Origin of the sequence: Rhizobium sp. BK377 (genome assembly GCF_014193935.1) — a bacterium.
Classification (GTDB): domain Bacteria; phylum Pseudomonadota; class Alphaproteobacteria; order Rhizobiales; family Rhizobiaceae; genus Rhizobium.
The window spans coordinates 801,658-812,821 of record NZ_JACIAC010000001.1 but is presented as its reverse complement, the minus strand read 5'-3'; the positions used below and the strand labels follow the sequence as shown (position 1 = coordinate 812,821).

12 protein-coding genes are annotated in these 11,164 nt (G+C 59.9%); 7 read left to right on the top strand and 5 right to left on the bottom strand.

Features of this window, described 5'->3' with window-relative positions:
• Positions 1–59: 59 nt before the first annotated feature.
• The gene (locus FHT92_RS04070) at positions 60–683 is read left to right on the top strand and encodes a helix-turn-helix transcriptional regulator (RefSeq protein WP_183822705.1); all 624 of its coding nucleotides are present in this window, start codon (positions 60–62) and stop codon (positions 681–683) included.
• Between the two features lies 1 nt (position 684).
• Here FHT92_RS04070 and FHT92_RS04065 read toward each other — a convergent pair whose 3' ends face one another.
• On the bottom strand, positions 685–1,896 hold the full coding sequence (locus tag FHT92_RS04065; protein ID WP_183822702.1) for an MFS transporter: 1,212 nt from the start codon (positions 1,894–1,896) through the stop codon (positions 685–687).
• Positions 1,897–2,093: 197 nt separating this feature from the next.
• On the opposite strand from FHT92_RS04065, the gene FHT92_RS04060 reads away from it, so the two are divergent.
• Entirely contained in the window at positions 2,094–3,098 is a 1,005-nt protein-coding gene (locus tag FHT92_RS04060; protein WP_183822700.1) for an asparaginase, read from the top strand.
• 60 nt (positions 3,099–3,158) lie between these two features.
• Here the strand turns inward: FHT92_RS04060 and FHT92_RS04055 are convergent, their stop codons facing one another.
• On the bottom strand, positions 3,159–3,914 hold the full coding sequence (locus tag FHT92_RS04055; RefSeq protein WP_183822698.1) for a DeoR/GlpR family DNA-binding transcription regulator: 756 nt from the start codon (positions 3,912–3,914) through the stop codon (positions 3,159–3,161).
• A gap of 123 nt (positions 3,915–4,037) precedes the next feature.
• On the opposite strand from FHT92_RS04055, the gene FHT92_RS04050 reads away from it, so the two are divergent.
• Together FHT92_RS04050 and FHT92_RS04045 are read left to right on the top strand one after the other, a co-directional pair.
• The gene (locus tag FHT92_RS04050) at positions 4,038–4,394 is read left to right on the top strand and encodes a DUF4406 domain-containing protein (RefSeq protein WP_183822696.1); all 357 of its coding nucleotides are present in this window, start codon (positions 4,038–4,040) and stop codon (positions 4,392–4,394) included.
• Between the two features lie 104 nt (positions 4,395–4,498).
• The gene (locus tag FHT92_RS04045; RefSeq protein WP_183822694.1) at positions 4,499–5,119 is read left to right on the top strand and encodes a glutathione S-transferase family protein; all 621 of its coding nucleotides are present in this window, start codon (positions 4,499–4,501) and stop codon (positions 5,117–5,119) included.
• On the opposite strand, the gene FHT92_RS04040 is transcribed toward FHT92_RS04045, so the two are convergent.
• The gene (locus FHT92_RS04040) at positions 5,116–5,469 is read right to left on the bottom strand and encodes an MmcQ/YjbR family DNA-binding protein (RefSeq protein WP_183822692.1); all 354 of its coding nucleotides are present in this window, start codon (positions 5,467–5,469) and stop codon (positions 5,116–5,118) included. The two genes, FHT92_RS04045 and FHT92_RS04040, sit on opposite strands and share 4 nt — an antisense overlap.
• Positions 5,470–5,678: 209 nt before the next feature.
• On the opposite strand from FHT92_RS04040, the gene FHT92_RS04035 reads away from it, so the two are divergent.
• The 3 genes from FHT92_RS04035 to FHT92_RS04025 all read left to right on the top strand — a co-directional run bounded on the left by FHT92_RS04035 (position 5,679) and on the right by FHT92_RS04025 (position 8,962).
• Positions 5,679–7,067, top strand: a complete 1,389-nt coding sequence (locus tag FHT92_RS04035) for a cytochrome B6 (RefSeq protein WP_246735155.1) — start codon at positions 5,679–5,681, stop codon at positions 7,065–7,067.
• Between the two features lie 9 nt (positions 7,068–7,076).
• The gene (locus tag FHT92_RS04030) at positions 7,077–7,694 is read left to right on the top strand and encodes a DUF4142 domain-containing protein (protein ID WP_183822690.1); all 618 of its coding nucleotides are present in this window, start codon (positions 7,077–7,079) and stop codon (positions 7,692–7,694) included.
• 371 nt (positions 7,695–8,065) lie between these two features.
• Positions 8,066–8,962, top strand: a complete 897-nt coding sequence (locus tag FHT92_RS04025) for a LysR substrate-binding domain-containing protein (protein ID WP_183822688.1) — start codon at positions 8,066–8,068, stop codon at positions 8,960–8,962.
• A gap of 3 nt (positions 8,963–8,965) precedes the next feature.
• On the opposite strand, the gene FHT92_RS04020 is transcribed toward FHT92_RS04025, so the two are convergent.
• Both FHT92_RS04020 and FHT92_RS04015 read right to left on the bottom strand, forming a co-directional pair.
• Positions 8,966–9,631: a glutathione S-transferase family protein gene (locus FHT92_RS04020; protein ID WP_183822686.1), complete on the bottom strand. Its 666-nt coding sequence runs from the start codon at positions 9,629–9,631 to the stop codon at positions 8,966–8,968.
• A gap of 96 nt (positions 9,632–9,727) precedes the next feature.
• Positions 9,728–11,110, bottom strand: coding sequence for a TIGR03808 family TAT-translocated repetitive protein (locus FHT92_RS04015; protein ID WP_183822684.1), 1,383 nt, complete (start codon positions 11,108–11,110; stop codon positions 9,728–9,730).
• Between the last annotated feature and the right edge of the window lie 54 nt (positions 11,111–11,164).

Below are 11,164 nucleotides of genomic sequence, written 5' to 3'. Positions count from 1 at the left end.
GTTATGAATTGGAAAATTACATGGGCATCGAATTAAAACAAGAAATAACTTGGAAAAATATGCGCCAGTCTCCTGTCAACCGCATCCTGATCCTGTTGAAGACCGAGGGGCCGCAGCTCGCCGCTGCGGTCGGTGATGCACTCGGCATATCAGGCGAGGCCGCCCGCCAGCAACTTGCCAAAATGGCGGAAGAGGGACTGGTGGAACCTGTGACGGTCGCGGCAAAGGGTAGGGGACGTCCGAAGCAGCTCTGGCACCTGACGGTCGAAGGTAACAGGCATTTCCCGGACGGTCATGCCGAACTGACGGCGAACCTGCTGACGACCGTTGCCACGCAGCTCGGTCCCGCCGCGCTCGATACTGTCATTGCCGCTCGCGAAAACGAAACGCTGCAGCGCTATCGCGACGAACTGACTGGCAGGGCGGATCTTGCCGCCCGCGTCGAGGGGCTGGCCGCCATCCGAAGCCGTGAGGGCTATATGGCTGATAGCTGGCAGGAGGAGGATGGATCATTGATGCTTGTCGAAAACCATTGTCCGATCTGTGCGGCGGCGGCGGTCTGCGCCGGCTTCTGCCGTTCGGAAATCGAAACCTTCCGCAGTGTGCTTTCGGCGAATGTCGAGCGCAGCGAGCATATCCTGCTCGGCGCGCGCCGCTGTGCTTATCGGATTACACCAAGGTAATTTAAGCGGGCTGGCGCACACGACTGCCGCTTTCCAGATAGAGCAGGATCACGATGGTTATGGTGCCGACGGCGGCGCCGACGAAGGCCGTACCGGAATAATCCGTCACGGCTGTTCCCAGCGCAAAAAGGCCTGCGGCCACACCAATGCCGATGAAGGTGTTGAGAGAGATCAGCGAGCTGCCCAGGCCCGGTCGGTCGGCGATGAGGTCTTGCAGATAGGTGATCGGCAGGCTGAGGATGGCTGCTGCCCCGCAGGCGTTGAGACCGAGCAGCGCATAGAGCTGCCAGGGCGCGGTGGCAAAGCCAAGCAGCACCAGATAGAGGCAATAGAGCACCGTGCCTGATGCCAGCACATGCGCGGTTTGGAAGCGCCGCTGCACCAGGGCCCACATCATCATGAAGGGCATCTCGAGGAAGGCCGTCAGGCCTGAGAGAAAGCCAACATCGACGACGCTGCCGCCGATCTTATGCACGATGATGAGCGGCGAAACCATGCCGTTCAGCCGCTGCAGGCCGAGCAACAGGGACATGACGAAGACGCGGATGAAGACATCGGGGGCAAAGACGCGTTTCAGGGAGGCGAAGAATCCCGGCTGGTTCGGGATCGTCTCGCGCACCGGGCCGTTGCCGGGCGCGAAGAAGAAATAGAGGCAGAAGCAGATAAGGCTTGCGACCGCCGCCACCCCATAGGCCGGCGTCATCGATGGCGAAGTGACGAGGGCAAGCCCGACCAGTCCCGGCGCCACCGCCCAGGAGCCGGAATAGAGCGCCCGCACCGTCGAGGTGATGGCGACCGCTTCGCTGCGGGCCAGCTGATTGGTGCGCGCCCTGACACTCGCAAAGAGCAGCGAATAGGTGGAGTTGCTCATCGGTACGAGGAAGAGCACCGAGAAGATGAAGACGGCAGGGCTATGAATGAGCGCGATCGATCCGAAGCCGATTATGCCGGCAATGGAAAGCGCCAGCACCAGTGGCCGTCTTTCCGTCAGCCTGTCCGACCATATGCCGAGCGTCAAGCTGATCGCGACATTGACGATAGCAGCAAAGAAGACCAGCGCCGAATAGGCGCCGTCACTCATACCGAGTTCGCTGATGCCGATGATCGACTGGTAGGGAACCGTGGAGGCATAGGTGAAGGCGAGCGCAACCAGCGTGACGGTTGGAATGCGGATGCGGCTGTCGCGGATGATGGAAGAAAATAAGGATGGCATGAGAATGAGTCCTGACGTCAAACCTTTAGCCGCATCGCGCCTACACGCAAAACGATAGTTTGCCGCACCGGCAGTCACTTCATGTGATGGCTGTTTAGATGCTGTGATCGGCCGTCATTCGGCGCAAACTCCATTGGCTTTCAGAGATGGAGGGGCTATGCCTGCAGCATCCTTGCCCACAATCCGGATTCTTGCCCATGTTCAATCCTGTCCTCGTCGAAGTCACCAGGGGCTCGCTCGTCGAAAGCCGCCACAGCGGTTCGGTTGCGGTCGTGGATGGCGACGGCCGTGTCGCCTTTTCGCTCGGCGATATCGAGGCAAATGTCTTCCCGCGCTCGGCCTGCAAGGCCATGCAGGGGCTGCCATTGATTGAAAGCGGTGCGGCGGATGCCTATGGGTTCGGTGACAAGGAGCTTGCGCTCGCCTGTTCCTCGCATAGCGGCGAGGACGAACATGTGGCGCTTGCCGCTTCCATGCTGTCGCGGGCCGGCCGTAATATGGAAGCGCTGGAATGCGGCGCGCATTGGTCTTCGGACCAGAAGACGCTGATCCACCAGGCCCGCACGCTGGAGAGGCCGACGGCGCTTCACAACAATTGCTCCGGCAAACATGCCGGCTTCATCTGTGCTTGCTGTCATCAGGGTATCGATACCAAGGGTTATGTCGGCTACGACCATCCTCTGCAGCAGCAGATCCGCGACGTTATGGGAAGCCTCACGGGTGCCGTACTCGGACATGATAATTGCGGCACTGACGGCTGCTCCATTCCGACCTATGCCGTGCCGCTGAAAGCACTTGCGCATGGCTTTGCGAAAATGGCGACGGGCAACGGCCTTGGCCGCGAGCGTGCGAAAGCTTCGCGCCGGCTCGTCGAAGCCTGCATGGCAGAGCCTTTCTATGTTGCCGGCTCAGGCCGCGCCTGCACGGTGCTGATGCAGATCGCCCCCGGCCGGATCTTCTGCAAGACGGGTGCGGAAGGCGTCTTCTGCGCCGCGATACCAGAACAGGGCATTGCGATTGCGCTTAAATGTGATGACGGCACCACCCGCGCCGCCGAAGCCATGGTTGCTGCCACGCTTGCGCGCTTCTTCGAGAAGGGCGGAAAGGAAGAGGTTGCGCTGATGGCGATGGCGAATAAATCAATGCGCAACTGGAACGGCATCCATGTCGGCGATATCAGGGTAACCGAGGCCTTCGCCTGATCGCTGCCCCAATCAAGCATTTGCCACCAGGCCTCGTTCCTTCGCTGCGCCGAATGCAGGTCAAGCTGCGGTAATTGCGACATTGAGCTCGGCGTAAGGCTGAAGCCGTTCAGCCGGCGTTTCTGCAGGCACGATCAACCCCGCCACGTCGCTTACGGCAAGCACCGGGCAGGGTGAGACGAGGTCGAACTTCTCTTCGGTTAGCAGGACATGGGTTTCGGCCGAGCAGCGGGCGATATGCCGTTTGATTGCCGCTTCCTCGAAATCGCCGGTGGAAAGTCCATGCACCGGATGGGCAGCCGTGACACCGAGGAAGAAGAGATCGGGGCGCAGTTGCGAGATTGCCGCCACCGCCGCTGCTCCTGTCGCCACCATGGAATGCTTGTAGAGCCTGCCGCCGCAGAGGATCACCTCGGCGGTTGGGTGATGCTCCAGCTCGGCGGCGATCGTCGGGCTGTGGGTGGCGATCGTGAAGGCAATGTCGCGAGGCAGGCGACGGGCAACTTCCGCGGTGGTCGTGCCGCCGTCGAGAAATACCATCTGCCCGGCCTTCACCATCTGCGCCGCTCTCGCGCCGAGCCGCGCCTTGATGTCGGAAGCGACGTCGCGGCGGGCCGTGAAGTCGGGCAGCTCGGGGGCAATGGGCAAGGCCCCGCCATGCACGCGCTTCAGCAGCCCTTCCGCGGCCATCTCCCGCAGATCGCGGCGGATCGTATCCTCCGAGAGCTCGAAATCCTCCGCCACGCGCTTGGCGATCACCTGCCCGTCGCGGCGCAGGATATCGAGGATAAGGGCCTTGCGTTGGCTGGTCAGCATGAATGCTCCTGCACGAAAATTTACGAAACATCGTGAATATGCATGAATTGACTCGACATTCAAGAAATATCGTGCATTTTCGCGAAATCCCGTGCATGACGTCGGGAGTTGATGGAGTAGATCATGTTGATTTTGATTGCCGGGCCTTACAGGTCCGGAACGGGCGATGACCCAACAAAGATGGCTGCCAACCTCAAGCGCCTCGAGGCGCCGTCGCACGCGCTCTTCAAGGCAGGCCATGTGCCGATGATCGGCGAATGGGTGGCCTTGCCGGTCTGGCATGCAGCCGGCGGCAAGCAGGTGGGTGACGATCTCTACGAGGAGATCTTTCATCCGGTCGCTGGCCGGCTGCTGCAGCTTTGCGAAGGCGTGCTGCGCTTGCCGGGCGACTCCAAGGGTGCCGATAATGACGTGCGCATCGCCACCGAGCGTGGCATTCCCGTCTGGTACCGGCTGGAGGACGTGCCGGGTTGCGCTTGAGGCCCTGTCTCCTCTTCCCAACGGGGAGAAGAGAAAGCGCCCCTGGCGTCTTTCGCCGGTCCTGAAACTCGCGCTATAAGGCTCCCCGAAAGGGGAGTCTCACCATGATCACACTCTATTTCGCACCGGGTACCTGCGCTCTTGCAAGCCTTATTGCCCTCGAGGAATCTGGCCTTTCCTTCGATACGAAGAAGGTCAATACGCGGGAGAACGAGCAGCGCTCGGAAGCCTATCTGAAGATCAATCCGAAGGGCCGCGTTCCGGCACTTGCCACCGATCGCGGCGTGCTGACGGAATCGACGGCGATCCTCGCCTACATCGCTCAGACGGCGCCAGCGGCGAAGCTTGCCCCGCTCGACGACCCGTTCGAGTTTGCCCGCCTCCAGGCGTTCAACGGATACATATCTTCGACCGTCCATGTGAACCATGCCCACCGCCCGCGCGGTTCCCGCTGGGCCGATGATGAAGCTGCGCTGGAATCCATGAAGGCCAAGGTGCCGCAGACCATGGGCGAAAGCTTCGAGCTGATTGAGGCGACCATGTTTAAGGGACCATGGGTGATGGGTGACAACTATACGGTCGCCGATCCCTATCTCTTTGTCATGACCGGCTGGCTGCCATCCGATGGCGTCGATCCCGCGCGCTTCTCCAAGGTCAGTGAGCATTACGCCCGCATGCTGGAGCGCCCGGCCGTCCAGCGAGCATTGGCACGCGAAAAAGCCTAAGCGCGGTAGGCCGAAATCAGCTTCTTCGGCGCCCGGTAAGTCCAGGCGTCGATCAGCCGCTGCTTGAGTTCGTCGTCGCCGATGACGGCGATCCGGACGGGCAGGTGTGGCCAGCCGACATGATGGTTCGTTTGAAAATAAATGTCAGGCGCCATGGTCAGCAGATGTTCCTTGTGGTCGATCGGGATCGAGATCACCACCGTATCGTCGTTCTTGACCGAGACGAAGCTTTTGCCGCCGACCTTCAGCGCCAGGCTGCCATAGGACGTACTTTCCTCGATGCCGGGCAGGCCAGCCTCCTTTGCCAGCCGCTTCAGTCGCGCCAGAATGCATTCCACGCTTTCGGTCATGGTGTCCGCCGATTGTCCCCCGCAAAAATCTATCACGTCTTCAGCTACCTTACACGTTCAGGATTGGCTTTTGTCTCGCCGCCGCTTGCGCATGCGCCCTTCAGCCTGCGGCGCTGGATCAATGATGCCTTAACGGGAACATTTTGAATTCTTCGGAGTTGGACGTGCGCTCGACGCAGGGGGAAATCATGTCCAATTCGCGAATCTTTATGATGCTCATTGCTGGATCTCTGTCAGTAGGGGTCTCTATTTTTGCGGTCGGAGCCTTTTCCGATCCGCTGCCTCCCGACACGACATACCGGCCGTTACCGACGATGCCGTTTTCCCAGGCTCGTCAAATCGACGAGGCCCAGAAGCCCGAGGTCATGAAGCGCCAGCGCGACCTGCTCGAAAGGCGCTACGATCTTTCCGACAGGCCGATGGCAGGCGTAATGATGTCCGGCGGACTGAAACCGGTTCAAGACGGCGTCCGCGTCAAACTCGCCCCTGGTACGAGCTGGACTGACCTCGCAACGATGAAGCCGCTCGAGATCAGGAACAAAAACCTCCTGCCCGAAGGCTTCCTGCCCCTGCCTCACGTCAAGCAGGCGACTGGCGGCCAAGTGTTTCCTAACCGGCAGATAGACGAGATTCATGCGCAGGAGATGCGCGACCTTCGTCGTTTCGACGTCGATTTCGATCTGCCCGACAATCTCACGCCGGAATTTCCGCCGCCGATCTTCCTGACCACTCATCCGGAACTCGGCGACGTGTCCCGAGGGCAGCTCCTCACCATCAAGAACTTCTACGAGATCATGAACGGGATTGTGACGCCGGTGCAGATGGAAGGACTGCGCCTGCTGCTGACGCCGTTCCCGCAAGAGGAGTTCAACCAGACGGAAGACCGGAAGGTGGCTGATCAGAGCACCGGGGTCGCCTGTCTCGACTGTCATTCGAATTTTCACACCAACGCGGCCTTTCATCTGACGCCAGATGTAAGGCCGCAGGCAGACCGCTTCCGTCTCGATACGACAAGCATAAGAGGTCTGTTCAACCAGCAGATCCATGGATCAAAGCGCTCCTTGCGGTCCGTCGAAGATTTCAGTGAATTTGAACAGCGGACGGCCTACTTTAATGGCGACCATGTCAGCGCCACTCGCAAAGGCCCCAACCTGCCGGACCGGACGAACCAGGTCGCGATGATGGCGCAGATGCAAAACATTATCGACTTTCCCCCGGCGCCCAAGCTCGACCCGTTCAATCGGCTTGATCCTTCACTTGCCGCTCCACAGGAGTTGACAGGCGAAAAGATCTTTATGGGCAAGGGGCGTTGTTCCGAATGCCACGTGCCGCAGACGGAGTTCATGGACAACAACATGCACGATCTGAAGCTCGAGCGTTTCTATAAGGTCGGCCAAGTCTTCAACGACCTCGTCACACTCCCCGATGGCCCGATCAAGACCTTCACGCTGCGCGGCATCAAAGACTCGCCGCCATACCTGCACGACGGCCGCCTGATGACGCTTGCCGACACCGTCGAGTTCTTCAACCTCGTTCTCGGCACCAAGCTGGAGGAGCAGGAGAAGAAGGACCTCGTTGCTTACATGCTGACGTTATAGGAGACGGCGATGAAAATCCGCACCGCAATTCTAAACACCGTACTCTGCGTCACGCCGCTCGCCGCCGCGGCGCAAATGGGCAACCCGGCCGGCATGGGCGTCGATACCCGCATGACGAAGCCGGGATTTCCCGCACCGCATCAGACCAACAACCAGGACAGGCTGTTCGCGCAGCTCGCGATAGCCGGCGGCGTCGCTGAAGTCGATTTTGGAAAACTGGCCGGTGAAAAGGCGAAGGCAGACGCCGTACAGCGCTTCGCCGAGATGATGGTCCGGGATCATTCCGATGCCAACGCCAAGCTGAAGGATCTGGCTGACGCCGCCAAAATCCCTTTCCCAGACCAGCTCGACGCAGAGCACTCAATCCTGCGCGACCGGCTTCAGAAGCTGAATGGCGACGACTTTGACGCCGCCTACGTCAAATCCCAGATTGTCGACCATCAGAAAACCGCGCAACTGCTTTCATGGGAGATCTCTATGGGCGAGGATGCGGACATGCAGCGGCTGGCGGCGGCCCTTCTTCCGAAGGTGCTGGATCACCTCCGGATGGCGCAGGAACTCAACAACGTCCTGACCGGTGCGGCGATTAGACTTCCGCAAGAGATGGCAAAAAAGAGCGGGCCATAAGCCGTCAACCGATAGATCCTGAGCCTGATTGCGGTTGCGTCGAGCATTTTGGCGCAGGTATCGGCAAAGGCAGGTCCGCAAGCTCCCGCTGCGACATCGTGGCGATATCGGGATGATCGAGGAAATCTTCGTCCTCGTCATATTTGCGTTGAGCGACCCACCTAGGGGTCGATTGGCTCCAGAAAAACTTCAGTAGCGACATCTTGCTCTCGCTTTCTGGGGGTCGTGTTCGGCTCGCGGCGCAGAGACATAGCTGCGCCGGCTCGTTTATAGATTCTGAACTGCTTGCACCACTCTTGTGATATCAATATTGGCGGCGGCTGGGTTGGTTTTCAATTGAGATTACCAATTTCCTGCTATAGAAAAGCTATATGAGAAACCTCAGTTCCGTACATCTCAACGGCCTTCGCGCCGTGGAAGCGGTCGGTCGGCTGGGCTCGCTTCAGGCGGCCGCGGATGAGCTCGGCGTCTCCGTCGGCGCCGTCAGCCAGCAGGTCATAAAGGCTGAAGCCCAACTCGGCCGGTTGCTCTTTGAGCGCACATCGAAGGGCATGCTGGTAACGGAAGCCGGCATCGCTGTTCTTGCCGCGCTGAACGAAGGCTTCCTTCGGCTTTCTGAAGCCGTCGCGATGGCACAACGCAAGGACGAATGCATCCTGACCATTTCGGTGGCGCCTGTTCTCGCCGCCCGCTGGCTGGTCTGCCGGCTGGACCGTTTCATGGAGCGTCACCCGGAAATCAACCTGCGTCTCGATGCGACCACCAGGCTCGTCAATCTGGCCGCCTCCGACATCGATGTCGCGATCCGTGTCGGCAAAGGCCATTGGCCGGGCGTCAAGGTCGAGCATCTCCTGGAACAGGAGGTGTTTCCGGTCTGCTCTCCCGAAATGGCCGCAAAGCTGAAGGAGCCGGCCGATATCACGAAACTCCCCGCCGTCATCGATGCCCATGCCATGTTCACATGGGATGTCTGGATGAGAGCCGCCGGCCTTTCAGGCCCGCCGCCAACCGTGCGCCACGTGTTCAACGACGCCTCGCTCTGTCTCGATGCAGCAATTGCCGGACAGGGCGTGATGCTCGCCTGGCAGACGCTCGCGGGCTTTTCGCTGCAGGAAGGGCGGCTGGTCGCGCCTTTCGGCATCCGCGCCAGTACCGGCGATGGCTATTACTTCGTTACCGCCGAAGGCAGCCGCGAGCAGAAGAAGGTGCGCGACTTCAAGGCTTGGATCCGGCAGGAAATGGCCGCAACCGCCGCAATCTTCGGCTGACCACTAGACTTCGACTGGCTCGAGCGAACGCTTGCGCTGCATTTCCAGGTAGGCCGGGCGCGATTGGCAGCGCGTGATCCAGGCATTGATATTCGGGTGCGCCTCAAAGAGAGCGGTTTCGCTCTGGGCGTAACGCAGCACCTCCGCGATATTGAGGTCGACGACGGTGAAGCGCCCGCCGACGATCCAGTCCTTGCCGTCGAGATGCTTTTCGAGAACCGAAAGCGGACGCTTCATCGTACGGCAGGCGACATCGATTACGGCGCGTCCCGCTTCGGTGTTTTCCTTGCCGTCGTCGTAGGTCGAAACAATTTTGCCTGTATTTGAATCGAGTTCGGAAACGGCCCATATCGTCCACATCGTCATCAAACCGTCCTCCTCGACGGTTTTCCCGCCGAGACCGCCACCGTACTTGCGCGCGAGGTAGAGATTGATCGCCAGCGACTCGTTCATGACGAGGTCGCCATCCTTGATGGCAGGGATCATCGCCATCGGATTGATGGCCAGGAATTCCGGTGAGAGCGTGTTGATGGGTGCATCCGGGGATAGCGGATTGGCAAGCCGATTGACCTGCAGCACCGGCACGGAACGGAATTCGATCCCCAGTTCCTCGAGCATCCAGTAAACACGTGCGGAACGCGAGCGATAAACCCCATAGACTGTCAGCATGGCATTGTCCTCTCCTCGATGCGCAGACCCTAAAGCCAGCACCGCCGCGAAGAAAGCGCCTGCGGATGATATGTCGATGAAAGCTTTTGATAGCGCTCAGGAAGTCCGGTTTCGTTCGACTGTCAGCTGCTTATAGCGGGAGCTGTTGTCGGCAAGCTCGTCCGAAACCTGCTTGTCCCATTCGAACCCCATGACGGCGCCCTTGCCCATCTCCTGAAAAATATTGTCGCAGATGACGGCCGAACCCGCGCCTTCAGCAACGGAGACCGCGCAACCGACCGGCGACTTGCGCACCACATTGCCGCTGACGACGACATTGCGCAGATAAGGCCCCCAGCCGATCTGCAACCCCCAGCGCGGCGCATCCTCGATGACATTGCCTGATACGAGCGTATCAGCCTCCGCCGCAATGCCGATACCGAAGCCGACCTCGTGCTTGTAGGGGCCTTTGAGCGTCAGATTGCGGATAACATTTCCCGTCACGCTCGCCAACCGGCCTCCCTGGTCGAAATTAGCAATGGAGATGCCGTTTGCCGCCCCGTCGATCATGTTGCCTGAAACGACGGCGCCGACGAACTCGAATTCCACATAGATCGCCGTCTCGCCGGAGCGCCGGCACTGGTTGTTGCTGATGAGGATGTTGGAGCCGGAATTGGCCCGGATCGCGGTGAAGGCGCAATCGGAAATCTGGTTATCAGTCACCGTCACGCCATCGGCGCGGAAAATATTGATGCCATTGCCGTTTTCGCCGGTGCCGCCGTCATCGGCTCGGATGTTGAAAACACGGTTGCCAGAAACGATCGTACCATCCTCGGCCTTCTTCCAGCGATGGACCAGAATGCCGCCATTGGCGCAGTCCGAAACCGTATTGCCTGATATCGAAAGCCCCGAAGATTCTACGGCATAGATGCCAGACTGCCCTGCGCCGGAGATCCTACTGCGCTCGATCCGCCCGCTGCAGCGCTCGAGCTGCAGCGCATGCTTCCGGCTGCCGACGATCTCGCAATTGTCGATCAGCACCTCACTGATGCCGGTGAACTGGATGAGAGCGCCGGCATAGTCCGCGAGCCAGCGGTTCGATCCGTCGATGACCAGATTGGAAAGTTCGATACGGCCGCTATTTTCAGCGGCGAAGAGGTGACCTTCTCCGGTATAGACGATCCGCGTCGCACCGGGCACGCCAATGATGCGCGTATTGTCCGGCAACGTCAGGTTGGAGATGCGGTAGGTGCCTGGCGGCAGGAAGACCGGCACGTTCTCACGCGCCGCTTTCCCGATCATTTGCTGCAGGTTACGGTTCGTCTGTTCGCCGCTTTCGGGAATGGCGCGATACTGCACCGTATCGATCGCACCGCGCAGGTCAGACTGGTCCGTACCGAGCGGAGCAGCAAAAGCGCGCGGCGCCAGCATGGCTGCTGCGGTGGCTGCTGCCATGCCAAGTATATCCCGTCGGGAGAATTCGGTGAAATCCTTCTTCATAGCGGTGTCCACGCAGGATTCATGCCAGCAGAAATGTCTCTTTTTGACGCATAT

What these genes read in the sequence shown, in the direction of transcription:
- FHT92_RS04070 (WP_183822705.1), top strand. Translation starts at nt 60, where the DNA reads ATGCGCCAGTCTCCTGTCAACCGCATCCTGATCCTGTTGAAGACCGAG.
- FHT92_RS04065 (WP_183822702.1), bottom strand. Translation starts at nt 1,896, where the DNA reads ATGCCATCCTTATTTTCTTCCATCATCCGCGACAGCCGCATCCGCATT.
- FHT92_RS04060 (WP_183822700.1), top strand. Translation starts at nt 2,094, where the DNA reads ATGTTCAATCCTGTCCTCGTCGAAGTCACCAGGGGCTCGCTCGTCGAA.
- FHT92_RS04055 (WP_183822698.1), bottom strand. Translation starts at nt 3,914, where the DNA reads ATGCTGACCAGCCAACGCAAGGCCCTTATCCTCGATATCCTGCGCCGC.
- FHT92_RS04050 (WP_183822696.1), top strand. Translation starts at nt 4,038, where the DNA reads ATGTTGATTTTGATTGCCGGGCCTTACAGGTCCGGAACGGGCGATGAC.
- FHT92_RS04045 (WP_183822694.1), top strand. Translation starts at nt 4,499, where the DNA reads ATGATCACACTCTATTTCGCACCGGGTACCTGCGCTCTTGCAAGCCTT.
- FHT92_RS04040 (WP_183822692.1), bottom strand. Translation starts at nt 5,469, where the DNA reads ATGACCGAAAGCGTGGAATGCATTCTGGCGCGACTGAAGCGGCTGGCA.
- FHT92_RS04035 (WP_246735155.1), top strand. Translation starts at nt 5,679, where the DNA reads ATGATGCTCATTGCTGGATCTCTGTCAGTAGGGGTCTCTATTTTTGCG.
- FHT92_RS04030 (WP_183822690.1), top strand. Translation starts at nt 7,077, where the DNA reads ATGAAAATCCGCACCGCAATTCTAAACACCGTACTCTGCGTCACGCCG.
- FHT92_RS04025 (WP_183822688.1), top strand. Translation starts at nt 8,066, where the DNA reads ATGAGAAACCTCAGTTCCGTACATCTCAACGGCCTTCGCGCCGTGGAA.
- FHT92_RS04020 (WP_183822686.1), bottom strand. Translation starts at nt 9,631, where the DNA reads ATGCTGACAGTCTATGGGGTTTATCGCTCGCGTTCCGCACGTGTTTAC.
- FHT92_RS04015 (WP_183822684.1), bottom strand. Translation starts at nt 11,110, where the DNA reads ATGAAGAAGGATTTCACCGAATTCTCCCGACGGGATATACTTGGCATG.